Here is a 23,319-nt window from a genome sequence, read left to right as displayed (position 1 = left end):
AGTTTCGTACACGGTGGACAGAGTGAGGCGTGGCTCCATGAAGGCAGCAGTACTGCACCGGCCCGGTGTGCCGTTGACCGTCGAGGACGTCGACCTCGACGCCCCCGGACCGGGCGAGGTCAGCCTCCGTGTGCTCGCCGCCGGGGTGTGCCACAGCGATCTGCACTACATGAACGGCGACCTCGACGTCCGCCTGCCCGCGGTGCTCGGGCACGAGGGGACGGGCGTCGTGGAGCGGGTGGGGGAGGGGGTGACCCGGGTCCGCCCCGGCGACACCGTCATCACCTTGTGGCGCCCGCGGTGCGGCGACTGCGAGTTCTGCACCACCGGCCGCCCCGCCCTGTGTGCGCTGGGCCGGGTACAGGCGGCCTCCGGCGGTCTGCTCGACGGGACGTCACGGCTGAACCTGAACGGCGAGAAACTGCACCACCTCATGGGAGTCTCCTGCTTCGCCGAGCGGTGCGTCGTGTCCGAACGGTCGGTCCTCACGATCGATCCGGACGTTCCGCCGGAGATCGCGGCGATCACCGGGTGCGCCGTGGTGACCGGGGCAGGCGCCGCGCTGAACGTCATGAAGGACGCCACCGGAGCGGGCGTCGTGGTCATCGGCGCCGGTGGCGTCGGGCTGAGCGCGGTGATGGGGCTGCGCCTCGTCGGCGCCGATCCCATCGTCGCCGTCGACACGGTGGACGCCAAGCTGGAGAAGGCGCTCGAGCTGGGCGCCACCCACGCGGTCAACGTCCGCACGCACGAGCTCGTCGAAGAGCTCACCAGGATCTCGCCACGCCCGATGGCCTGGTCGCTGGACGCGGTCGGCAGGCCCGAGACATTGGCCCAGGCGGTCGAGGTCGTGGGCGTCGGCGGGACCGCCGTCGCCGTCGGCCTCGGCAAGGTGGGCGCCACCGCGGCTGTGCCGGTCAACCCCCTGGTGCAGCAGGAGAAGCGGCTGATCGGCAGTCTCTACGGCTCGGCCAACACACCGGTCGACATCCCCAGGCTGGTCGAGCTCTTCAAGACCGGCCGACTGCCGCTCGACAAGCTGCTCGGTGAGCGGTACGAGCTGTCGGCGGTCAACGAGGCGTACGCGGCGCTGGCGCAGGGGGCCACCGGCCGTGCGGTGATCGTTCCCGGTCCTAAGCTGTGAGTGCGGACCGGCTCATGAGCGGAACCGGTGGTAGGGGAGATCGATGAACGAGGAACTGGTCGCGGAACTGGGCCGACGGCTGTGGCACGCGAGCGAGGGAGCCGGTGCCGTTGACCCGGCCCCGGCTGATTCGGCCGCGGTCGGCTCGGCCTCGGTGGACTCGGCCGCGGTCGACTCGGCCCTGGCCGATCGGCTCGATGGCCTCGAAATGGCCTATGCCGTCCAGCGCGCCACCCACGACCTGGCGATCGCGGCCGGTGAGCGGGCGATCGGCTACAAGGTCGGCCTCACGGCACGGCCCGCGCGGGAGGCTTTCGGCGCCGATGAGCCCGCCGCCGGCCATCTGCTCGCCGGCAGGCTCATCGGGGACGGCGAGCCCCTTGCCACGGCTGGGCTGTTCGCCCCGCTGGCGGAAGTGGAGGTCGCGTTCACCCTGGGCGAGGCGCTGCCCGGTCCGCGGGTGACCGCTGGGGACGTCCGCGACGCCACCGCCGCCGTGGCACCGGCCTTCGAGATCGTCGACAGCCGGTGGCGCGGCGGCGCGCGAACGCTCCCCATGCTCGTCGCCGACAACACCAACGCCGCTCGCGCGATGGTGGGCCCCGCGGTCGCGCCGTCGGCGGCCATGGACCTGTCGAAGCTCGCCGCCACGCTGACGATCGGCTCCCGTACGGTGCCGGGGAGCGCGGCCGCCGTCATGGGCGACCCCGCCGAGGCGGTGGCCTGGCTCGCCCGGCATCTGCTGCGCGGTGGAAGGCGACTGGAAGCCGGGGACATCGTCCTGAGCGGCACCCTGTGCGCCCCGACCGCGATCAGCCCCGGCGACCGCCTGGTGGCCGACCTCGGCGAGCTGGGCCGGATCGCCCTCGACGTCAACTGACCGCCAGGGGCCGGGGCCGGGACGCACGCGGCCCAGCCCCCGCGGGTGCGGGGCGTCAGCGCATCACACGGTGCGCGGTGAGGACGCGGGGCGTCTCGGCCAGCAGGGCGCGCAGCCGGTCCGCGGGAGTTCGCCAGGACGACGTCGCCCGAGCCGGTGCCGGACGCGGACCGCGGACGCCGGAACATGGGTGTCTGATATTTTGAACACTGTCTACGGAAATGTGTTCCGCTGAAACGTGTGCTGGGAGGCCATCGTGGCGCGTCTCACCGCTCCGGCCCTTCGTCGGGGCCTGGACATCCTGGAACTGCTCATCGACCAGGATGAGGGGCTACGGGTTCCGGAGATCACCCAACACCTCGGCCTGCCCCGTGCCACCACGCACGAACTCGTCAACACACTGGCCGACCGGGGCTATGTGACGATCTCCAAGGAGACCGGACGCGTCGCGATGGGGCTCAGCGCCCTGCGTCTCGGCGCGGGCTACGAACGCGGGCTCGACCTGGCCACCGTGGGCCGGGAGTGCGCCGGGGAGGTGGCGCGGGCATGCGGCGAAACGGTTCAGGTCGTCGTGCGCGACGGCGGATTCGCCGTGTTCATCGTGCGCATCGACAGCAAGTACTCGGTCCGGCTGGTGTCCCAGGTGGGAAGCCGCCTGCCCGCCTCCTGCACCGCGGGCGGAAAGGCCCTGCTGAGCGCCCTGTCGGCCCGGGAGCTCGATGAGCTGTTCCCGAACGACAAGGCGCTGCGGCAGATGACCTCCAACAGCATCTCCACCCGCGAGCGGCTGCTGTCCGAAATCGAGACGGCCCGCGAGCGCGGCTGGACCGAGGAGTACTGCGAGTCCAACGACCATGCGGCCTGCGTCGCCGCCCCGGTACACGACCGCCTGGGCAACTGCGTGGCGGCCATGAGCATCTCGGTGCCCACCCCGCGATGGGGCGACGCGGAAAAGGACCACTACGTCGAGCTGGTACTGGGCGGCGCGAAGGCGATGGCGCAACGCCTGGGAGCGAGCGTGCCGTCGTAACCACGCGCCCGCACACGGTCACCGGACGGTCTGGTGGCGGCGGGTGCGGAAGTAGGCGCGGCTGCTGGGGGCGTGGAGGAGGGCCACCCCGGCGGCGGAGACGGCGATGGCCAGGATGGCGCGGACCGCGTAGTCCGGCTGGTAGACCCCGCCCGGGTCGGAGAGTCCGCGCATCGCGTGCGGGAGCAGATAGAAGAGGAAGAGCGCGGCCGTCACCGTCGCCGTGACGCGGGCCGGGCGTCCGCCCTTGCGGAGGCGGAGGGCGGCGCCGATGGTGATGAAGAGGAGCAGATATACGAACTGGGCCAGCTCCGGGTCGTTCACGGCGATGGTGGCGCTGATGAACGCCGAGACGACCAGGAGCACGGCGGCCGCGGTGATGTGGCCGGGACGCTGGACCGGGTCCGGGTCCGGGTCCGGGTCCGCGGCCGGGTCCGGGCCTGGGACCGGCTCCGGAGCCGGGTCCGGCCAGTGGTTCTCGTCCGGTGAGCCGGTCATCGTGCCCTCCTTGTCCGCGGGTCCGGTGGCCGCGCGGCGGCCGTGCCGGGGTCGTGGCGGGCATCGTCCGTCCGGGGGTCCGGGACCCGTCCCGGACCGGACGCGGCATTCAACTCGTACGCTTGTGGGGCCGATGAGCCCGTAGCGACGGGGCGTCCTCCCGCCACACGAGCCTGCTTCGGGACGGGTCCCGGAGGAGGGCGCGGAGCCTGGTGGGTGTGCGTGTCCGCACGCGTGTCGAGAATCGCCCGAACCGAGGAGACCACCGATGCCCCTCTCCGCCAGCCTCGCGCGCGGAGTCGCGCCCAGTACGCCCGGCATGCTGCACGCCCGCACGGTGACCGGCGACCTCAGCGCCCCGCCCCGGCCGGGGCTGACGGTCCGCTTCGGGCGGGGCGAGAAGCCGGATGTGGATCTGGGCGTCGGTGTGGACGACCTCCGGGTGAGCCGGCGCCACGGCGAGCTGACGTACCGCCAGGGGCAGTGGTGGCTGCGCAACACCGGGCGGCAGCTCGTCCGGCTGCCCCGCGGCACGATGATGCACCTCAGCACCGAGCCGATCCCCCTCGACACCGGCTACACCCCGCTGTTCGTCAAGGGCTCCGGCTACCGTGAGCACCTGGTCGAGCTGTATGTGGCGGGCCACGACGACCAGGGGCCGGTGTCGCGGCGGCGCGCCGAGACGCTTCGGCCGGAGCTCTGGCCGCTCGACGACGACGAACGGCTGCTGCTGACCGTCCTCGGCCAGCGGTATCTGCTGTACGAGGAGGATCCGCGCCCCCTGACGTACGCCACGGCGGCCAAGCAGCTCATGTACCTCCGCCCGGACGCGGGCTGGAACGAGCGCAAGATCGAGTACCGGGTCGAGGCGGTACGCCGCCGTCTGCACGGCACCGGATTCAGGTACCCGGTGCTGCACGACAAGTCGCAGGGCCGCCCCGCCGACAACGGACTGCTGCACAACCTGCTCAAGGGGCTGGTGGAGTCCACCACGCTCGTACCGCCCGATCTGGACCTCATCGAGGACGACGCCCTCTGGCCCGATCCCGCGCCGGAGGCCTAGCCCCAGCCATTCCGCGCCGACTGCCCGGTTCCGGGACCCGTCCCGGAACCGGCGGCGAATCATGCCTGTCGCCGAACGAAGTCGCCGAACGAACAGGAAGGAACACCCCCATGAGGCGCATGCGCATCGTCGTCCTCGCGGGCAGCACCGTGGCCGCCACGACGGCCGCCCTCGCGCTCCCGGCGCAGGCCGACGTTCCCGCCCGCCACCACACCCCGGCCGCCCAGTGCGAATACCCCGCCGACGTCCTCGATCTGACCAACTGGAAGCTGACCCTGCCCACCGGCGAGGACGAGGACCCGACCGAGATCACACAGCCCGATCTCGCCACCTTCTCCGCCAAGCCCTGGTTCCAGGTCACCGGGGACTGCGACGCGGTCCAGTTCCGGTCCTCCGTCAACGGCGTGACGACGGGCGGCTCCAGCTACCCGCGCGCCGAGCTGCGGGAGATGACCGATGACGGGGAGGAGGAGGCCGCCTGGTCGACCAGCGAGGGCACCCACACCCTCGTGGTCAAGGAGGCGTTCACCGCGCTCCCCAAGGAGAAGCCGCACCTGGTGGGCGCCCAGATCCACGGCGGGGACGACGATGTCACGGTCTTCCGCCTCGAAGGCAGCAAGCTCTACATCACCAACGGCGACGACACCCACCACCACCTCGTCACCGACGACTATGAGCTGGGCACCGAGTTCGAGGCCAAGTTCGTGGCGCGGAACGGGAAGATAGACGCCTATTACAACGGGGAGCGTGAGACCACGATCTCCTCCGACGGCGACACCAACTACTTCAAGGCGGGGGCCTACACCCAGGCCAACTGCGACAACTCGGACCCCTGCGAGGATGACAACTACGGGGAGGTCCACATATCCAGCCTCAAGGTCACCCACTCCTGACCAGGGGCACTCCTGACCAGGGGGACGCGGTGCCGGGTCTCACCCCTCGCGGGGAGACCCGGCATCGGCGTGCCGCACGGACGCGCCGCACAGCCGCGCCGCGCCGGTGGCATGTGACCGTGGCGCCTGCCCCCGTCGCATGTGCTTCCGCAACACCGCAACCTCCACAAAGGTGAAGATTTCTGGAGTGGTAGGTGAATTCCCTTCTCAACCGGCCAGGTCCCACGCGCCTCCGGCGCGAACCGAGCCCCGTACCGCCCTCACGAACGCCGCAACCGGTACGTGTCTTTCCGCGTACGCAGTAAGTTCGATCCGCGTGCGGTAACGGCAGACAGCAGCGGTTCTGGTCTCGTAGGAGGGGAGTGTCGTCGTGCGGCGGGGGGAGAAGGTCGGCAAGTACCGGCTCACCAAGGGGCCCGTCGAGGGAGGGAGAGGCGCGGTCTGGTTCGCCGTCGACACGGAGCTGGGCCGGTCCGTCGTCCTCAAGCGGGCCCTGCTCGAGGACAACAGCCAGGCCGACTTCGACGAGCTGCTGGCCGAAGCCCGCGCTCTGGCGAAGTTCAGCCACCCGAACGTCGTCACCCTCTACGACGCCGTCCGCGCGGGCAAGGGCAGGAACGCCACGTTCTGGCTGGTGATGGAGCATGTGACCGGCGGCAGTCTGGACGTCCCGGTGAAGCTGGCCCCCGAGCTCGCGGCACATATCGGCGCACAGATCGCGGCGGCGCTGGCGGCCCTGCACGACAAGGGCATCGTGCACTGCGACGTCAAGCCCGGCAATATCGTGATCACCCCCGACAGGGTCGCCAAGCTGACCGACTTCGGCGCCGCGTACCGGGTGGACGGCAGTGAGACGATCACGCCCAACGGGCCGGTCAGCCTCACCCCGTACTTCGCCGCCCCCGAGGCGTTCCGGGGCGCGCCCGAGCGCGCGTCCGACGTGTTCTCGCTCGGTGCCACGATGTACTGGCTGGTGACCGGGACCCCGCCGATGCGCGGCCCCGGGCGGGCGGTCCGGATGGAGGCCATCAGCCCCCAGGTCGGGCCGCTCGGGGCCATCCTCACCGCGATGCTCCAGCGCGACCCCGGGGCCCGGCCCACGGCCGCCCAGGCGCTCGCCGCCCTCACGGACGTCGCGGGACCCCCGGACCAGTTCCCGGCCCTCCCGATGTCCCCGTCGACCACGCCGTACACGGACGTCCTGACGCGCTCCGAGACCCCGGCGGGAGGGCCCCCGCGCCGCACGGCGACGCTGGTCCGGCGGCGCCCTCTGCTCCTGGCCGGCGCCGCCGCCGTCACGGCACTGGCCATCGCCGTTCCGTTCATCGTGATGAGCCTGGGGGACGAGGGCGGGGACAAGGCCACCCCGGCACCGGGCAGAACGGCCGCCGCGGGCTTCATCGGCGACCCCCGCACGGCCGATCCCTGTGCCTTGCTGAAGGCCGGCGTGTTCCATCGGTACGAAGTGGCGGAGCTGAAGCGTGATGAGGGCAACTTCAATCGCTGCGACGTCAACCTGAAGGAGCGCGACGAGGAGGTCGTGGATGTCAGGGTGGAGCTCGACGCCGATTCGCTGCCCGAGGCCGTGACGAGGAAGACCAAGGGCAGGGTCACCGTCGTGGAGCACGCTGCCGAGGACGACGAGTGCGTGCGGGCCATGGCGGTGAACGGCGCTCGCGACAACAGCCTTCGGATCACCGCGGTCGCGAGACGGCCCGCGGAGGTCAAGGAGCCGCTGTGCGACACCGCCGATGTCGCCACGCGATTCGCGGTCAAGGTGCTCAACCGTGGTGAGATTCCCCGGCGTTCCCCGGGCTTCCCGTCCAATTCGCTGGCGCACCAGGACGCGTGCACGCTTCTGGACGCCAAGACGCTGGAGAAGGTGCCCGGCATCGACGCCCGGGACCCGGACGTCGGATTCGGCCGCTGGGACTGCCAGTGGAAGAGCACCACCAGCGAGTACGAGGTGGACTTGCGCTTCGACCAAGGCGACCTGCCCAGCGACAAGAACGCCCGGTCGACCAGGCTCAGCGATCACCAGGCCATCGTCATGCCGGAGTACGAGGGCCCGGGGAGCTGCCGCGTCGAGGTGGTCCACCGCGACTACACCGGCCTGGACCGGGTGAAGGGCACCGAGCGGGTGGCCCTCGTCCTGAAGGGAGCGGGCCGCAAGGACCAGCCCTGCGAACTGGCCACCGACCTCGCCGGGTCGGCCGCCGCCGCGTTGCCACCCGCGTAGAGGGTGGGGGTCCGGTATGACGACAGGTCGGCGGTCGGGCCGCGACTCCGATCAGTCCGTGGAACCGGGCTCGATCCGCTCGTCCCGCTCGGCCGCGAGCAGATGGATGAGCAGCAGCACGATCCCGGAGATCAGGAAGACGCGGGTGGCGGCCTCCAGCCCGTTCCACTGCTTGGACTGCCACATGGCGAACCACTCGCCACCGATGGCGATGAACCCGGCGCCGAACAGCACCATCAGCATCAACAGCCCCACGGTGCTGGCCTGGCGGGCGCGGTGGACGCTGCCCCCGCGCAATCCCACGCCCCACATGGCCGTCGCGGCGAGCAGGACCAGGGCGGCGACGCTCTCCCAGACGATGATGGCGACGTAGGCGGTGTCCTGGAGCGCGGTGGACTTGATGGCCCGCCACATCAGGTCGTCGTCCTTGAACGTGGTGTCCATCGCCAGGACATGGCGGACGAACTGCTGATTGGAGTCGAAGTCGGTGATGTTGCCGAGGGCGACAAGCGCGATGTAGAGGGCGATCGTCCCGGTGAGCACCCCCGAGACGGCGGAGTAGGTGCGAGGGGAACGTATTCTGCCGGTGCGCTCGCTCACGATGACTCAGTCTCCCCGTTGTATTCCGTTGATCGGACCGAGCCGTAGCGTACAACTGTCTGGATCACGGCGGTCATGGACGCCGTAGGTGATGCGTTGTCGTGCCCTCCGGTGTGGCGGTCCCGGAGGGCACGACGCGGTCGTCGCCGGAGCGTCAGCCGGTGAAGGTCAGCGAGGCGGTGGAGGACGACGGGCCGAAGCCGGGCGCCCCGGCGAAGGCGGCGGTGTACGTCGCCGCCGTGAGGGCGTTGGGCGGGACGACCACATTGCTGAGGCTGGCCACGCCACTGGCGTTGGTGACCGCCGAGCCCAGTGGCAGCGGACCGGTGACGGCGTTGGCCGTGTCAGGGTGGTCGCGAGCGTCACGGACGGCGTGAGCACGGTCACCGTGTCATTGTTGTTGTTGGTCACCCACACCTGGCCACATAGGCGAACGAGCCGTTCGGCAGGACCGCCACGCCCCGGGGGAGCCGCCCGGGATGATTCCGGTGACGGTGGTCTGGGCGAAGGTGGTCGTGTCGTACACGAACACACTGCTCGTCGCGGGGTACGGAGCGCCCATCCGAGAGCGCTGCCGACCGTCGCGGTCGGCGGCGAACTCCCCCGAAAGGGATGGGCTGCCGATCCGGGTTCATCAACCCCAGTAACGCAAAACCGCAGGGCGGTGACAAGGAAAGCGGGAGAAGTCACCCGTTCGGCTCAGCGGGCCCGGTGACGGGGAGACGCAGGTCACATCCGTCCATGTCACAGGGGGCCGGGCTACCCCGTCTCAGGGGTGTAGCCACCGACAACCACGGAGGAGCACACCATGGACGCGCGACTGAACTACTCCGCCAGCCCGACCGCGGGCAAGGTCCTGGGGCCCGTCATGGCCGCGGGCAAGGCGGTCAAGGGCTCGCCGCTGCCGCCCGCCACACAGGAGCTGGTGGCGCTGCGCGTGAGCCAGATCAACGGCTGCGCCGTCTGCATCGACATGCACACCAAGGAGGCCGCCGCGGCCGGTGAGACCGCGGTGCGGCTCAACCTGGTGGCGGCGTGGCGGGAGGCCACCGTCTTCACCGACGCCGAGCGTGCCGCGCTGGAGCTGGCGGAAGAGGGGACCCGGGTCGCGGACGCGGCCGGTGGCGTCGGCGACGAGGTGTGGACGAACGCCGCCAAGCACTACGACGAGGAGCAGCTCACCGCGCTGGTGATACTGGTCTCGTTCATGAACATGGTGAACCGGCTGAACGTCATCACCCAGCAGCCGGCGGGCAACTACCAGGTCGGGCAGTTCCATTGATCGGTGTCGGACTGTCCGGCCGGTCGTCCAGGGGGGAATCGGCGTGAGCAAGGTCGAGGAGTTCGAGGAGCTGCGGCCACTGCTGTTCTCGATCGCCTACCGGATCCTGGGCAGTGTGAGCGAGGCCGAGGACGCGGTGCAGGACACCTGGCTGCGCTTCGACGGCTCGGCCACCCGGCCCACGTCCACCAAGGCGTATCTGTCCGCCACGGTGACCCGCGTCTCGATCGATGTGCTGCGCTCCGCGCGGGTGCGCCGGGAGGAGTACGTGGGCCCGTGGTTCCCCGAGCCGCTGCTCAGCGACCCGTACCAGGATCCGGCCCGGGCGGTGGAGCTGGCCGACTCGGTGTCGATGGCGGCGCTGCTGCTCCTGGAGCGGCTCAGCCCGCTGGAGCGGGCGGTGTTCGTACTGAGGGAGGTGTTCGCCTTCGGGTTCGACGAGATCGCCACGGCGGTGGGGCGGTCGGAGGCGGCGTGCCGGCAGCTGCTGGTGCGGGCGCGGCGCCACATGGAGGCCGGGCGGCCGCGGTTCGAAGCGGACCGCCAGGAGCGGCAGGAGCTGGCCACGCGGTTCTTCGAGGCGCTGAAGGACGGCGATGTGGGCGGGCTGCGGAAGCTGCTGGCCGCCGATGTGCAACTGGTCGGGGACGGTGGCGGCAAGGCGCCGCAGCTGGCCAGGGCCGTCATGGGCGCGGAGAACGTGGCGCGGCTGCTGGGCAACGTCTTCCCCTGGCTGCTGCGGATCGATGCGTCGATCGAGCCGCACGAGGTCAACGGCCAGCCCGGCGCGATCCTCCGCGACCGGGACGGCAAGGTGCTCCACACCCTGGTCCTCGATGTGCTCGACGGGCAGATCCAGACCATCCGCACGGTGGTCAACCCCGACAAGCTCGGCCACCTCGGGCCGGTCGGGGACGCCTGGGCCGTGGACCGCGAGGTGAGGCGGGCCCGTCGGCGCACGGACTGACCGTGGGATGTGGCCGCCCGGCGCGCTTGGTAGGCTCGGGGAGCCAGTCGTGCCACATCCGAGGCCAGGGAATCCGGTGCGAATCCGGAACTGACGCGCAGCGGTGAGGGGGACGGGCGGGGCATGTGACACCACTGGGAGGAGTCCGTGGCGGCCGTGGGGCCGGCGCGAACGAGCACCGGGAAGGGGCCCCGTCCGGACGAGCCCGAGTCCGAAGACCTGCTGGCACCTCCGCGCCCGGCGCGCGGAGGACGTCCGTAGGCCCAGGCTCCGCGTACGAGCCCCGACCACCGAGGCTGCCCGTGCTCCGCTCCGCCCGCCGTACCGCGGCGTTCCTGCTCGCCCCCGCTCTTCTGCTCACCGCGTGCGGTGGCTCCGGCCATGACGACGCGGACGCCGGAAGGCCCGCCGGTGCGGGCTATCCGCGCACGATCGACAACTGCGGCCACGAGGTCACCTTGAAGTCCGCCCCGAAGCGGGCCCTCTCGCTCAACCAGGGCACCACGGAGATCCTGCTCTCGCTCGGCCTCGCCGACCGCATGGCGGCCACCGCCACCTGGACCGACCCGGTGATGAAGGGCCTGGAGAAGGCCAACGCCACGGTGCCCCGGCTGGCCGACAACGCGCCGTCCTTCGAGAAGTCCCTGGACGCCGAACCCGACTTCGTCACCGCCTCGTTCGTCTCCACCCTCGGCAAGGGCGGCGTGGCCACCCGCGAGCAGTTCGAGAAGCTGGGCGTGCCCACCTATGTCTCGCCGTCCGACTGCGCGGCGGGCCGGGACACCGACAGCGGTGGCGACGGCTCCCGCGGCAAACCCCTCACGCTTGATGTGGTGTACGGCGAAATACGCGATCTCGCCCACGCCTTCGGTGTCGAGGAGCGCGGTGAGAGGCTCGTCGCGCGGCTGAAGGAGCGCGTCCGCAGGGCCACGGCGGGAGTGGACGCCTCCGGAGTCACCCTCATGTACTGGTTCGCCAACTCCCAGTCGCCCTACCTCGCCGGCTGCTGTGGCGCGCCGGGCGCCATCACCCGGGCCGTCGGGGCGGAGAACGCCTTCTCCGACACCCACGACGAGTGGCCGCAGATCAACTGGGAGACCGTGGCCGACCGCGACCCGGACGTCATCGTCCTCGGCGACCTCACGCGCAAGCAGCAGACCGCGGAGACCGCCAGGGCCAAGACGCGCTTCCTCGAGACCAACGCCGCCACCCGCAATCTCACCGCCGTGCGGAAGAAGCGGTACATCCTGCTGAGCGGGCAGGCCATGAACCCGTCCCTCCGTACGGTCGAAGGGGTGGAACAGGTCGCCGCCGGGCTGCGCGACTTCGGGCTCGCCAAGTGAGTACTCGGAATGTGAGCACCCGCCGCGCGAGTACTGGTCACCTGGGCATCCGCCGCGTGAGCGTCCGCCTCCTGCTGCTGATCGCGGGCGGGCCGGCCGCGCTGCTCGCGTCGGTCGCGTTCGCCGTGACCATCGGCCCGGCCGACATCTCCACCGCCGACGTATGGGCGGCGGTCACCGCCCATCTCGGCCTGGGGGAGAGCACCTTGCCGCCGCTTCGGGACGGCATCGTGTGGAACCTGCGCATGCCGCGCACACTGCTCGCCGCGGTGTGCGGGGCGGGACTGGCCCTCTGCGGGGCCGTGATGCAGTCCCTGCTGCGCAATCCACTGGCCGATCCCTTCGTGCTCGGGGTGTCCTCGGGCGCCTCCACGGGCGCCGTCACCGTGGTCGTGCTCGGCGTGGGCGGCGGGGCCGTGTCCCTGTCGGCGGGCGCGTTCACCGGTGCGTTGGTGTCGTTCGGGCTGGTGCTGGTGCTCAGCCACAGCCTCGGCGGCAGCACCGACCGCGTGGTGCTGTCCGGAGTGGCCGCCATGCAGCTGTTCTCCGCGCTGACCTCGTTCATCGTCCTCACCTCCGCGGACGCCGACACCACCCGGGCCGTGCTGTTCTGGCTCCTCGGCTCGCTCACCGGCGCCGGATGGGGCGATGTACTGCTGTGCACCGGCGTCCTGGCCGCCGTCCTCGTGGTCTGTCTCGGCTACGCCCGCACCCTGGACGCGTTCGCCTTCGGGGAGGAGGCCGCGGCGGCGCTCGGTGTCCGGGTGGCCCGTACCCGTCTCGTCCTGCTGTGCGCGACCGCGCTGCTCACCGCGACCCTGGTCAGCTCCGCCGGGGCCATCGGCTTCGTCGGCCTGGTCCTCCCGCATGCCACCCGCGCCCTCACCGGCTCCGGCCACGCCCGTCTGCTGCCGGTCACCGCACTGGCCGGGGCCATCTTCCTGGTGTGGGTGGACACCGCCGCCCGCACCGTCATCGACCCCCAGGAGGTCCCGGTGGGCGTGGTGACGTCCCTCATCGGCGTACCGGCCTTCGTCGCCGTGCTCTACCGCGGGCGGAGGAAGACATGACCGACCCCACCGCGGAAACCCCCGGCATGGAGTCCGCCGCCACTCCGGAAGCGGCGTCCGGGCTCCGCGCGGACCGGGTCAGCCGCCGCACCGACGGCCGGCTGATCGTCGACGGCGTCACCCTCACCCTGCGCCCCGGCGAGACGGTGGGCCTGCTCGGCCCCAACGGCTCCGGAAAGTCAACCCTGTTGCGGCTGCTCGCCGGGATCCTCGCCCCCTCCGCCGGAGCGGTCACCCTGGACGGCCGTGCCCTGCCACGGGCCGGCCGCCGTGCCACGGCCCGCCGTATCGCCACCGTCGAACAGCACGCCCACACCCAGACCGAACTGACCGTCCGCGAGGTGGTGGCCCTCGGCCGCATCCCGCACCGGCGCGCCTGGGCGTCGGCCTCCGCCGCGGACACCAGGGCCGTCGACGCGGCCCTGGAGCGCAGCGGACTGACCGACCGGGCCGGTCAGTCGTGGCACACCCTCTCCGGTGGCGAACGCCAGCGCACCCAGATCGCTCGCGCCCTCGCCCAGGAACCGCGCGAGCTGCTGCTCGACGAGCCGACCAACCACCTCGACATCCAGCACCAGCTCGATCTGCTCGACCTCGTCGTCGGCCTGCCGATCGCCACCGTGATCGCCCTCCACGACCTCAACCTCGCCGCGATGTACTGCGACCGCCTGCTGGTCCTCCGCGAGGGACACGTCGTGGCCGAAGGCACTCCCGGCGATGTGCTGACCCCGTCCCTGATCAAGCGGGTCTACGGCGTCCGGGCCGATGTCAGCCACGGTCCGGGCCACCCGGTCATCCGCTTCCTGCGCCGGACGGCGAAGCCGTGAGAAGGCCGTGACGGACACCTCCATCCATGGCGCGCAGCTTGGGGCCATGTGTTGCGCGAGAGTGACGACACCTGCTAATCATTTAACTCGTGTCGTCGTGGAGGAGGGCGGGCCATGGGTACGCAACGGGGATCGGTCGTGCTTCGGCGGCCGCATCGCCCTCGGGCCATCGGCTTCCTGGGCCTGGAGACGGTCGGTGAATGGGCCGTGAAGGTGTACGGCATCAGCGCGTGGACCGATGTGCCGCGTCCCGCGCTGGTGGCCGCGACCGTGGAGGCCGCGGCCTCGGCGCTGCCCGGCCCCGCCCGGACCGACAGCCGCTATGGCATCGGCTTCGCCATCGCGCATGACGCGGCCGACCGCTGTTTCGCGCTGGTGGACTGGTGGCACGGGGAGAACGAGATCCATCAGCGGCTGTTCTCGGCACCCCTGGAGCGGCCGGACGCGCTGACACCGCACCCCGGTGAGGCCATCGGCTGCGTCTGGGAGCTGGCCGTCACCGACTTCGAACGCCGCGCTTGGCTGCGCCATGTGCTCGCCAACCCCGACGGCCCGAACACGGATGCCTACCTCACCGCACGCTTCGCAGGAAGGGTCTAGTTCATGGGGATGACGCTGGAACGGCTGGCGGGCTTCGGCGAGGCATGGCGACGGAAGGATCTCGACCTGCTGATGGAGTTCATGACGGACGACTGTGTGTTCCGCGCCTCCGTCGGCCCGGAGCCGGGCATGACCTTCCGCGGCCGGGCCGAAGTGCGCGAGGGCTTTGAACTGATGCTCGCCTACGACGCGGGGCTCGAGTCGCGGCCCGGCGGAGTGGCCTTCATCGCCGGGGACCGGGGCGCTTCCCAGTGGTCCTACTCCGGTACCGATGCCGATGGCCGGGTCCACGAGGTGCACGGCTGCGACATGTTCGAGTTCGACGGCGATCGGATCCGGGTGAAGGACGCCTACCGGCGCGTTCACGGAGACATCGGTCATGCTGCCACCGACTAGGGCCGAGGACGTCGAGGGCCTCCCGGTGGGCATCGCCCTGCTCCATCACTTCGCCAACACCGAGGACCGCCGGGGATTCGTCGCGCACGGGCGGCGCCTCACGGGGCGCGACGCGCTCACCACGCCCGTCGATCTGGAGCGCTGGCTGCGCGAGCATGACCTGCTCATGGGCGACGCCCCCGACACCAGGGCCCATCAGGGCCACCTGAACAGAGCCCACGAGCTGCGCACGGCGCTGCGGGCCGCGCTGCGCCAGGACGCGGACGGTGACGGCCAGGGCGGCGATGCCGCGCTCGGCTACTCCTTCCACGTCACACTGACCGCGGGCCACGGCGCCCATCTGACCATCGCCGCCGACCCCGTGGACACCGCCCTCGCGCATATCGTCATGTCCGCACTGACCGCCACGGTGAATGGGACCTGGCATCGGCTCAAGATGTGTCCGGCCCCCGACTGCCAGTGGGTCTTCTACGACAACTCCCGCCCGGGCCGGGCCAAATGGTGCTCACCCCAGCTGTGCGGCAACCGCGCGAAGACGCAGGCGTATCGCCGCCGGTCGACCTGATCCCGCCCCGTGCAGGGGTCCAGCGCAGATGAACGGCCTGGTCGGCGGGGTCGGGCCGGAGCAGTGACAGCCGGGGGCGTATGGCGTCGGTGCGCGCGGCCGGGGGCTTGCGGCCGCCCGCGCGGAACTGCGCCGGCCATTCGGCGCCCGTGCCCCGGTACTCCTGCTCGGCCGCCGCGTGCAGGGTCCAGTGCGGGTCGTACAGATGGGTGCGGCCGATGGCGCACAGATCGGCGCGCCCCGCCAGCAGCAGCGAGTTGACGTCGTCGTACGAGGCGATCGCGCCCACCGCGATGACCGCGGCCCCGGTGGCGGCGGCCACCTCGTGGCGGATGCGGTCGGCGAACGGGGTCTGGTAGGAGCGGCCGAAGGCGGGCCGCTCGTCCTTGGTGACCTGGCCGGATGAGACGTCGATGGCGTCCGCGCCGTGGGCGATGAACGCGCGGGCGATCTCCACGGCGTCATGCTCGGTGTTGCCGTCCGGCACCCAGTCGGTGGCGGAGATGCGCACGATCATCGGCCGTTCCGCGGGCCATGCCTCCCGCACGGCGTCGAAGACCTCCAGCGGGAAGCGCAGCCGGTTCCCCAGCGGGCCGCCGTACGCGTCGGTGCGGCGGTTGGCGACCGGGGAGAGGAACGAGGACAGCAAGTAGCCGTGTGCGCAGTGCAGTTCGAGCAGGTCGAACCCGGCCTCCGCGCCCCGGCGGGCGGCGGCGACGAAGTCCGCGGCGATCCGGTCCATGTCTTCCCGGGTGAGCTCGCGGGGTACGGCGGAGCCGGGGCCGTACGGCAGTGGGGACGGGCCGACGACCTCCCAGTTGTCTTCCGGCAGTGGGTCGTCCATGCCCTCCCACATCAGCCGGGTCGAGCCCTTGCGACCCGAGTGGCCGAGCTGGAGGCCGATACGGGCGGTGCTCCGCTCATGGACGAAGGAGACGATCCGCCGCCAGGAATCGCCCTGCTCGCCGTTCCACAGACCGGTGCAGCCGGGGGTGATGCGGCCCTCGGGCGAGACGCACACCATCTCGGTCATCACCAGCCCGGCGCCACCCATGGCCTTGGAGCCGAGGTGAACGAGGTGGAAGTCGCCGGGTACGCCGTCGACGGCGGAGTACATGTCCATCGGCGACACGATCACCCGGTTCTTCAGCTCCAACTCGCCCAGCCGGTAGGGCTGGAACATGGCCGGTGCCACACCGTCGAGGCCCTGCGCCGCCGCGAAGGCCATATCGACCCGATCGGCGAACTCCGGGTCGCGGGTGCGCAGGTTGTCATAGGTGATGCGGCGGGAGCGGGTCAGCAGATTGAAGCAGAACTGGGTCGGCTCCTGGTGGACGTACATCCCGATGTTCTCGAACCACTCCAGCGAGCCCTGCGCCGCCCGCTGGGTGGACTCCACGACCGGGCGCCGCTCGGACTCGTAGGCGGTCAACGCGCGCTCGGCATCGGGGTGTTCGTGCAGACAGGCGGCGAGCGCGAGCGCGTCCTCCATCGCCAGTTTGGTGCCCGAGCCGATGGAGAAGTGCGCGGTGTGGGCGGCGTCTCCGATGAGCACGAGGTTGCCGTGGTGCCAGCGCTCATTGCGTACGGTCGTGAAGTTCAGCCACTTGGAGTTGTTGGCGAACACCTGGTGGCCGTCGAGTTCGTGGGCGAAGAGCTCGCGGACGCGCGCCACCGCGTGCTCGTCGGAGGCGCCCGGCGCGAAGTCGGCCCCCTCGGTGGTGTCGAAGCCCGCCTGCCGCCAGACGTCCTCGTGCATCTCGACGATGAAGGTGGATCCGGTGGCGGAGTAGGGGTAGCCGTGCACCTGTACGACGCCCCATTCCGTCTGCTTGACGAAGAACTGGAACGCCTCGAAGACCAGGTCCGTGCCGAGCCACATGTACTTGCTGTGCCGACGGTCCAGGGAGGGGCGGAAGACCTCCGCGTGGGCCGCCCGTACCAGGGAGTTGACGCCATCGGCCCCCACCACCAGGTCGTACGACCCGCGCAGCCGCTCGGTGTCCGGGGCGGGGGTGGAGAAGCGCAGGGTGACGCCGAGGGCGTGGCAGCGCTCCTGGAGCAGGCGGAGCAGTTCCTTGCGACTCATGGCGGCGAAGCCCTGGCCGCCGACGGTGTGGCTCTCGCCCCGGTAGTGGATGTCGATGTCGGTCCAGCGGGCGAAGCGGCGGGCCATGTCCTGGGCGATGGTGGTGTCGGCGTTCTCTATGCCGCCGAGCGTCTCGTCGGAGAAGACGACGCCGAAGCCGAATGTGTCGTCGGGGGCGTTGCGCTCCCAGACGGTGATGTCGTGGGCGGGGTCGAGCTGTTTCATCAGGGCCGCGAAGTACAGCCCGCCGGGGCCGCCGCCGATGATGGCGATCTTCAAGGGGGTTCCTCTCAACTCTCGGCGACGGCCTCGGCGGAGGCCTGCTCGTCTTCGACCATCCCGCGGAGTGCGAAGCGCTGTAGTTTGCCGCTGGTGTTGCGCGGCAGGGCGTCCTGGAACCGCACCTCGCGCGGGTATTTGTAGGGCGCCAGGACCCGTTTGACGTGGTCCTGGATCTCCCTCGCCTTGGCCGCGTCGCCGGGCACGCCGTCGCGCAGCACCACGAAGGCGCATACGATCGAGCCGCGTTCGGCGTCCGGCCGGGCCACCACGGCGGATTCCACGACGTCAGGGTGGGTGTCGATGGCGGCCTCCACCTCGGGGCCGCCGATGTTGTATCCGGAGGACACGATCATGCTGTCGCTGCGGGCGTGGTAGTGGAAGTAGCCGTCCTCGTCCCGGTGGAAGATGTCACCGGTGACGTTCCAGCCCTCCAGGACGTAGTCCCGCTGGCGTTCGCCGCCCAGATAGCGGCAGCCGACCGGGCCGATGACCCCGAGTCTGCCGGGCTCTCCGGGTCCGAGTTCCGCGCCGTCGGGGCCGAGTATGGTGGCGCGGTAGCCGGGGACCGCCTTGCCCGTGGCGCCGGGCCGGATGTCGTCTCCGGCGGCGGAGATGAAGATGTGCAGCAGCTCGGTGGCGCCGATGCCGTCGACGATCCTCAGACCTATGTGCGTCCGCAGCTCCTGCCAGGTGGTGCGGGGTATGTGCTCGCCCGCGGACACGCCGATGCGCAGTCCGGCCAGCCGCCGCTCGGCGCCCTCGCGCAGGATCGCCCGGTAGGCGGTGGGCGCGGTGGCCAGGGCGGTGACGTCGTGCCGCTCCACCAGCTCCGCGAGTTGCGGGGGAGTGGCTGACTCCGTCAGCAGGGCGCAGGCTCCGGCCCGCAGCGGGAAGACGACCAGCATGCCGAGGCCGAAGGTGAAGGCCAGGGGCGCGGTGCAGGCCACCAGGTCGTCCGGGGCCAGACCCAGGGTGTGGCGGCCGAAGGTGTTGTCGATGGACAGGATGTCCCGGTGGAAATGCATGGTGATCTTGGGTGCGCCGGTGGAGCCGGAGGTGGGGCCGAGCAGCGCCACATCGTCGGCGGCGGTGTCCACGCCTGTGAACTCACCGGACTTGCCCGTGGCCCTGGTCACCAGGTCCGCCGGGCCGGTGGAGCCGTACTCCACCACCGTCAGCCCGGGCAGCACGGTGTCCCGGACCGTGCGGACGTCATCGGCGAACCGGTGGTCCACCAGGGCGATCGACGGCAGGGTGCGCTCGGCCACGGGGACGAGCTCCCGGGTGCGCAGGGCGGCCATCGTGGTCACCACGACGCCACCGGCCTTGAGGACGCCGAGCCAGGCCGCCACGGTCCAGGGGTTGTTGGGCGAGCGCAGCAGGACCCGCCGCCCCGGCACCAGGCCCAGCTCCTCGGTGAGCACCTGGGCCACCTGATTGGCGCGGATGCGCAGTTCGCCGTACGTCCACACCTCACCGGACGGGGTGCGCAGGGCGGGGCGGTCGGGGCCGAACAGCGCGGTGGGGGTGTCGATGAGCTCGGTGGCCGCGTTGAGCCGGTCCGGGTAGCGCAGTTCCGGCGTGGTGAATTCCAGGGTCGGCCACAGATGTGCGGGGGGCAGCTGGTCGCGGGTGAAGGTGTCGAGGTGCGCCGAGGGCGAGAGGGGGAGCGGAAGAGTCACGGAAGGGTCCTTCCGGGAGCCCGCCGGGGAGAGCGGCGGATCAGGTGGGGCGGATCAGGCCCTCCTGGACCACGGTGGCCAGGTGGCGGTGATCGCGCGTGAAGAAGCGCCCCGTGCCCAGGCCCCGGCCCGCGTCGGCGGCGACGGCCTCCTGGACGTAGAGCAGCCAGCCGTCCACCGGCCCCGGGCGGTGGAACCACATCGCGTGGTCGAGGCTCGCGGTGACCAGCCCGGGTCTGGCCCAGGGCAGGTCGAGCACCCGCAGCACGGGCTCGAGGATCGTGTAGTCGCATACATACGCCAGGGCGGCCAGGTCCCGCTGGGCGTCGGTCAGCCCGTCGACCGGGCGGAGGGTGTCGAAGGGCCTGAGCCAGACCGCCTGGTGCGGAAGGCGCTCTCCCTCGACGGTGAGATAGACCGGTCCGGGGACGTGCCGCATGTCGAAGCCGCGGCCGCCGGACCAGTACGCCTTGGACTCCTCGGTCATGGAGCCGCCATCGCGCTCGGCGAGGTACTCCGCCGAACTGGGCAGGCACTCCGGGTCGGGTACGTCCTCGCCGAACTCGGTGTGGAAGTCCGCACCGGCCTCGCCCGCCGCGAACCCGGCCAGGCAGACGTAGAGCGGCTTGCCGTTCTGGTAGCCGCGCACCTGCCGGGTGCTGTAGCCGCGGCCGTCGCGCACCACCTCCACCTCGTAGCGCACCTCGGCGCCGACGTCGGCGGGGCGCAGGAAGTAGCTGTGCATCGAGTGCGGGGACTTGCCGTCGGTCACCGACCGCATGGCCGCCGCCGCGGCCTGGGCCACCAGATCGCCGCCGTACGCCTTCGGCCAGGGGCACGGCTGGGTGGTGGCGGTGAAGGCGAGGTCGAAGTGTTCGGGCTGGGCGGGCTTGAGGGTGATGGCGGCGGTGAAGACGGCGGAGGTGGGGGGCGTCGGGGTCATCGGCGGTCCAGCCAGTCGCGCAGCTCGGTGTCGGCGATATCGGGCAGGTTGACCACGATGTTCTCCGGTGTGCGGGTGGTCATCCAGGTCAGCGGCTTGGTGCGGGAGAGGTTGCACTCCACGTGCGGCATGAACGGAGGTACGAAGACCCAGTCGCCCTCCTCCATGTCGACGTAGTCCCGGAGCTCCTCGCCGAAGTAGATGCGGGCCCGGCCGGACAGGACATAGCCACCGGTCTCGGCCTCGCCGTGGTGGTGGGTCACCGAGCGATAGCCCGGTTCGTTGCTGACCTTGCCGAACCAGAGCCGGGTGGCGGGGGTGTGCTGGATGCTCACACCCGAGACACGGACGGCACCGCCCGAGTCGGCGGTGTCGGCGTTCTCCAGGCCGCCACGTGTCACCACGGGGGCGACGATGCCGCTCGGCAGCCGGTACATCGAATTGTCGCCCTCGAGGCGGTACTTGCTCAGATCGGGCTCCATGGGGTCGGCTCCGTTCAGTCGGGGACCAGGATCCGATGTCTCGTGTTTCTCACGGTCGTCATCTAAAGTCAATACACCTGTCCGGCCGTGGGGCAGGACGGAACGCAACCGAGCCGGAGGCACCATGACCCCCGTCCCCGTGAACCCGCCCGATCTGCCGAAGCCCAGCGGCTACTCACACGGAACACTCGCCGGAAACACCCTCCACCTGGGAGGGCAGACCGCCCTCGACGCGGACATGAAGATCGTTCCGGGCGGCATCGTCGAGCAGTTCCGGCAGGCGTTCGGCAATCTGCTCACCACGCTGCGCGAGGCCGGCGGGCGGCCCGAGGACCTGGTGAGGGTGACCATCTACCTCACCGACATCCCCGACTACCAGGCCCACGGCAAGGAGATCGGCAAGGTCTGGCGTGAGCTCGCCGGGCCCGTCTACCCGGCCATGGCGGGCATCGGCTGCACCGCGCTGTGGCAGCCCGAAGCCATGATCGAGATTCTGGGTGTGGCGGTGATACCGGAGGAACGACTGGTGGCGCCGCGCGCGTAGGACCGCGTCCACAGGGGGGGGCCGACGCGATCCGCGCATCCCTCCGCGACGCCCCGGCGCGAGCGGGTGATCACCATCGCCGCGCCAGACGTTAGGGTGCCGGGAATGACCGCGCAGACGACACCGGCCACCACCGTGGCGGGCGAACGGGAGTCCCGCCACGCCCCGCTCATCCTCACGATCTACGGCCTCTACGCCCGGGGCGAGCACAACTGGCTCTCGGTCGCCTCGCTGATCGGCCTCATGGCGGACCTCGGCGTGGAGAGCCGGGCCGTGCGGTCCTCGGTGTCCCGGATGAAACGCCGCGAGGTGCTGCGCGGCGAGCGCCGCGAGGGCGTCGCCGGGTACTCGCTCGCCGACTCCACCCTCCAGACGCTCGCCGAGGGGGACGTGCGCATCTTCCGGCGGGCCAGGGCGTCCCGCGAGGACGGCTGGGTGCTCGTGGTGTTCTCCGTGCCCGAGTCCGAGCGCGAGAAGCGGCACGCCCTGCGGACGGCCCTGACCCGGCTGGGCTTCGGCACCGCCGCGTCGGGTGTCTGGATCGCCCCGGGACATCTGGCGGACGAGGCGCGGCGAACCCTGGAACGCCGGGAGCTGTCCGCGTACGTCGACATCTTCACCGGCGACCACGTGGCCTTCGGGAACCCGCGGCGGAAGGTCCGCTCCTGGTGGGACCTGGACGAACTCACCGCCATGTACGCGGACTTCCTGCACCGGTACCGCCCCGTCCTGGACGCGGTGGCGGACCGCGAGCCGCGGCCGCTGGAGGCGTTCCGGACGTACGTACCGATGCTGACCCAGTGGCGGCGCATGCCCTACCGCGACCCGGGGCTTCCCCTGGAGCTGCTTCCGCCGGAGTGGAACGGCGTGGCCGCGGGCGAACTGTTCGACGGGCTCCACACCTTGCTGAGCGCCCCCGCGTCGGCGCATGCCGCGGAGGTCTTCCACAGGCACTAGGACAGAGAGTCATCGGATCTATTTTCCTCTTTGATGTGGACTCGTCATGCCTTGAACGCTAGCTTCTGGGAAAGGTTCAGACCTGCACCGCATCTCCCCGAGAGGATTGATCGGATGTTAGCGAAACCGGTCTGTAAACGGATCCAGCTGCTCTGCGTCACCGGCGCACTGGTCGGCGGCCTCGCCCTCAGCGGTGGCACCGCGGGGGCCGACCCTGTGCGGGACGCGGGCGTCCAGGCGCTGCCCGCCGGGGTCTACTTCCAGGACGAGGGCACCGTCCAAGGGTGGTCCAACTACCCGCAGAAGCCCCAGAAGCAAGGCGTCATCCGCAATGTCACCACCCCCGCCTACAAGGGCGGCAACGCCATCGAGGCCAAGCAGACGTACATCAACGAGGGCGGTGGCTACCACTCCGAGACCGTGCAGGCGTCCACCCAGGCCGTCGGCCAGGACCGCTACTACGGCCAGGCCGTCTACATCGCCCCCAACTGGCAGTTCCACAACCAGAACGTCACCTTCCAGCAGTGGTCGCCCGAGGATCCTGAGGGCCCCTGGGAGCTGATGTTCATCCAGAACGACGAACTGCGCATCGGCGGATCCGGCGGCTTCAGCGCGAACGTCGCCAAGGTGACCGATCTGCGCGGCAAGTGGATCCGGATCGTCACACGCCTCAAGTTCCACGCGACCGACGGCGCCATCGAGATCTGGGTCAACGGTGTGAAGAAGTACAGCAAGACCGGGGTCGCCGTGCTGCCCAAGACGTCGAAGACGGTCCGCTGGTCGTCCGGGATCTACTGCACCGGCTGGCGCGAGAACCCGCCCGCGGGCCCGTCGGAGCTCTCCGTCTTCCACGACCAGGCGCGCATCGCCAACTCCTACGGCCTCGCCGAGCCCGCCAACTGGTGACCCGGCGGGGATGGGCTTCCCGCCTGCCCGGCGGGAA

At 70.9% G+C, this 23,319-nt stretch carries 23 protein-coding genes, 1 pseudogene and 1 riboswitch; of the genes and pseudogenes, 17 read left to right on the top strand and 7 right to left on the bottom strand.

Annotation, left to right across the window (positions count from 1 at the left end):
* Positions 1 to 37: 37 nt before the first annotated feature.
* The 3 genes from ACJX2R_RS09085 to ACJX2R_RS09075 all read left to right on the top strand — a co-directional run bounded on the left by ACJX2R_RS09085 (position 38) and on the right by ACJX2R_RS09075 (position 3,054).
* A complete protein-coding gene (locus tag ACJX2R_RS09085; protein WP_413099601.1) occupies positions 38 to 1,144 on the top strand; it encodes a zinc-binding dehydrogenase in 1,107 nt (368 codons plus the stop codon).
* A 43-nt stretch (positions 1,145 to 1,187) separates the two neighbouring features.
* Positions 1,188 to 2,024 (top strand): 2-keto-4-pentenoate hydratase, encoded by an 837-nt coding sequence (locus ACJX2R_RS09080; RefSeq protein WP_413099600.1) that lies wholly within the window; start codon positions 1,188 to 1,190, stop codon positions 2,022 to 2,024.
* A gap of 256 nt (positions 2,025 to 2,280) precedes the next feature.
* Positions 2,281 to 3,054: an IclR family transcriptional regulator gene (locus ACJX2R_RS09075; RefSeq protein WP_262698791.1), complete on the top strand. Its 774-nt coding sequence runs from the start codon at positions 2,281 to 2,283 to the stop codon at positions 3,052 to 3,054.
* Positions 3,055 to 3,072: 18 nt separating this feature from the next.
* Here ACJX2R_RS09075 and ACJX2R_RS09070 read toward each other — a convergent pair whose 3' ends face one another.
* Positions 3,073 to 3,552 (bottom strand): hypothetical protein, encoded by a 480-nt coding sequence (locus ACJX2R_RS09070; RefSeq protein WP_413099599.1) that lies wholly within the window; start codon positions 3,550 to 3,552, stop codon positions 3,073 to 3,075.
* A 268-nt stretch (positions 3,553 to 3,820) separates the two neighbouring features.
* On the opposite strand from ACJX2R_RS09070, the gene ACJX2R_RS09065 reads away from it, so the two are divergent.
* The 3 genes from ACJX2R_RS09065 to ACJX2R_RS09055 all read left to right on the top strand — a co-directional run bounded on the left by ACJX2R_RS09065 (position 3,821) and on the right by ACJX2R_RS09055 (position 7,747).
* Positions 3,821 to 4,615, top strand: a complete 795-nt coding sequence (locus tag ACJX2R_RS09065; protein ID WP_413099598.1) for an FHA domain-containing protein — start codon at positions 3,821 to 3,823, stop codon at positions 4,613 to 4,615.
* Between the two features lie 110 nt (positions 4,616 to 4,725).
* Positions 4,726 to 5,508, top strand: a complete 783-nt coding sequence (locus ACJX2R_RS09060) for a polysaccharide lyase family 7 protein (RefSeq protein WP_413099597.1) — start codon at positions 4,726 to 4,728, stop codon at positions 5,506 to 5,508.
* Between the two features lie 370 nt (positions 5,509 to 5,878).
* Positions 5,879 to 7,747 (top strand): serine/threonine-protein kinase, encoded by a 1,869-nt coding sequence (locus tag ACJX2R_RS09055; RefSeq protein WP_413099596.1) that lies wholly within the window; start codon positions 5,879 to 5,881, stop codon positions 7,745 to 7,747.
* 51 nt (positions 7,748 to 7,798) lie between these two features.
* Here the strand turns inward: ACJX2R_RS09055 and ACJX2R_RS09050 are convergent, their stop codons facing one another.
* Positions 7,799 to 8,347 (bottom strand): DUF2165 domain-containing protein, encoded by a 549-nt coding sequence (locus ACJX2R_RS09050; protein WP_413099595.1) that lies wholly within the window; start codon positions 8,345 to 8,347, stop codon positions 7,799 to 7,801.
* A 154-nt stretch (positions 8,348 to 8,501) separates the two neighbouring features.
* Positions 8,502 to 8,630, bottom strand: a complete 129-nt coding sequence (locus ACJX2R_RS09045; RefSeq protein WP_413099594.1) for a hypothetical protein — start codon at positions 8,628 to 8,630, stop codon at positions 8,502 to 8,504.
* Between the two features lie 525 nt (positions 8,631 to 9,155).
* Here ACJX2R_RS09045 and ACJX2R_RS09040 point away from each other — a divergent pair.
* The 8 genes and pseudogenes from ACJX2R_RS09040 to ACJX2R_RS09005 form a co-directional block, all read left to right on the top strand.
* Positions 9,156 to 9,629 carry a carboxymuconolactone decarboxylase family protein gene (locus ACJX2R_RS09040; RefSeq protein WP_413099593.1) on the top strand — a complete coding sequence of 158 codons (474 nt, stop codon included), beginning with the start codon at positions 9,156 to 9,158 and terminating at the stop codon, positions 9,627 to 9,629.
* Positions 9,630 to 9,672: 43 nt separating this feature from the next.
* Positions 9,673 to 10,596, top strand: a complete 924-nt coding sequence (locus ACJX2R_RS09035) for an RNA polymerase sigma-70 factor (RefSeq protein ID WP_262698798.1) — start codon at positions 9,673 to 9,675, stop codon at positions 10,594 to 10,596.
* Between the two features lie 27 nt (positions 10,597 to 10,623).
* Positions 10,624 to 10,838: riboswitch (cobalamin riboswitch) on the top strand.
* Positions 10,839 to 10,892: 54 nt separating this feature from the next.
* Complete coding sequence (locus ACJX2R_RS09030; RefSeq protein ID WP_413105810.1) at positions 10,893 to 11,939, top strand: ABC transporter substrate-binding protein; 1,047 nt, start codon at positions 10,893 to 10,895, stop codon at positions 11,937 to 11,939.
* 56 nt (positions 11,940 to 11,995) lie between these two features.
* Positions 11,996 to 13,009 (top strand): FecCD family ABC transporter permease, encoded by a 1,014-nt coding sequence (locus tag ACJX2R_RS09025; RefSeq protein ID WP_413099592.1) that lies wholly within the window; start codon positions 11,996 to 11,998, stop codon positions 13,007 to 13,009.
* Positions 13,010 to 13,035: 26 nt separating this feature from the next.
* Complete coding sequence (locus tag ACJX2R_RS09020) at positions 13,036 to 13,836, top strand: ABC transporter ATP-binding protein (protein ID WP_413105809.1); 801 nt, start codon at positions 13,036 to 13,038, stop codon at positions 13,834 to 13,836.
* A 114-nt stretch (positions 13,837 to 13,950) separates the two neighbouring features.
* Positions 13,951 to 14,436, top strand: coding sequence for a hypothetical protein (locus tag ACJX2R_RS09015; RefSeq protein WP_413099591.1), 486 nt, complete (start codon positions 13,951 to 13,953; stop codon positions 14,434 to 14,436).
* A gap of 3 nt (positions 14,437 to 14,439) precedes the next feature.
* Positions 14,440 to 14,832: a nuclear transport factor 2 family protein gene (locus ACJX2R_RS09010; protein WP_413099590.1), complete on the top strand. Its 393-nt coding sequence runs from the start codon at positions 14,440 to 14,442 to the stop codon at positions 14,830 to 14,832.
* Positions 14,816 to 15,328: pseudogene (locus ACJX2R_RS09005) on the top strand (ABATE domain-containing protein); the annotation flags it as partial. The gene ACJX2R_RS09010 and the pseudogene ACJX2R_RS09005, both read left to right, overlap by 17 nt.
* Here ACJX2R_RS09005 and ACJX2R_RS09000 read toward each other — a convergent pair.
* The 4 genes from ACJX2R_RS09000 to ACJX2R_RS08985 are packed head-to-tail and all read right to left on the bottom strand — an operon-like array spanning position 15,264 to position 20,875.
* Entirely contained in the window at positions 15,264 to 17,765 is a 2,502-nt protein-coding gene (locus tag ACJX2R_RS09000) for a bifunctional salicylyl-CoA 5-hydroxylase/oxidoreductase (RefSeq protein ID WP_413099589.1), read from the bottom strand. The pseudogene ACJX2R_RS09005 and the gene ACJX2R_RS09000 sit on opposite strands and share 65 nt — an antisense overlap.
* Positions 17,766 to 17,776: 11 nt before the next feature.
* The gene (locus ACJX2R_RS08995; RefSeq protein ID WP_413099588.1) at positions 17,777 to 19,450 is read right to left on the bottom strand and encodes an AMP-binding protein; all 1,674 of its coding nucleotides are present in this window, start codon (positions 19,448 to 19,450) and stop codon (positions 17,777 to 17,779) included.
* Positions 19,451 to 19,490: 40 nt separating this feature from the next.
* Positions 19,491 to 20,393, bottom strand: coding sequence for an acyl-CoA thioesterase (locus tag ACJX2R_RS08990; protein WP_413099587.1), 903 nt, complete (start codon positions 20,391 to 20,393; stop codon positions 19,491 to 19,493).
* Complete coding sequence (locus tag ACJX2R_RS08985) at positions 20,390 to 20,875, bottom strand: cupin domain-containing protein (protein WP_413099586.1); 486 nt, start codon at positions 20,873 to 20,875, stop codon at positions 20,390 to 20,392. The genes ACJX2R_RS08990 and ACJX2R_RS08985 overlap by 4 nt, the downstream gene beginning before the upstream one ends.
* 124 nt (positions 20,876 to 20,999) lie before the next feature.
* On the opposite strand from ACJX2R_RS08985, the gene ACJX2R_RS08980 reads away from it, so the two are divergent.
* From ACJX2R_RS08980 to ACJX2R_RS08970, 3 genes are all read left to right on the top strand, one after another.
* Positions 21,000 to 21,419, top strand: coding sequence for a RidA family protein (locus ACJX2R_RS08980; protein ID WP_413099585.1), 420 nt, complete (start codon positions 21,000 to 21,002; stop codon positions 21,417 to 21,419).
* A 105-nt stretch (positions 21,420 to 21,524) separates the two neighbouring features.
* A complete protein-coding gene (locus ACJX2R_RS08975; RefSeq protein ID WP_413099584.1) occupies positions 21,525 to 22,376 on the top strand; it encodes a PaaX family transcriptional regulator C-terminal domain-containing protein in 852 nt (283 codons plus the stop codon).
* A gap of 114 nt (positions 22,377 to 22,490) precedes the next feature.
* Positions 22,491 to 23,282 carry a heparin lyase I family protein gene (locus ACJX2R_RS08970; protein WP_413099583.1) on the top strand — a complete coding sequence of 264 codons (792 nt, stop codon included), beginning with the start codon at positions 22,491 to 22,493 and terminating at the stop codon, positions 23,280 to 23,282.
* Positions 23,283 to 23,319 lie beyond the last annotated feature (37 nt).

Origin of the sequence: Streptomyces sp. Inha503 (genome assembly GCF_047215865.1) — a bacterium.
Lineage (GTDB): Bacteria > Actinomycetota > Actinomycetes > Streptomycetales > Streptomycetaceae > Streptomyces > Streptomyces lycopersici.
This window is presented reverse-complemented; position numbering and strand designations above follow the sequence as displayed.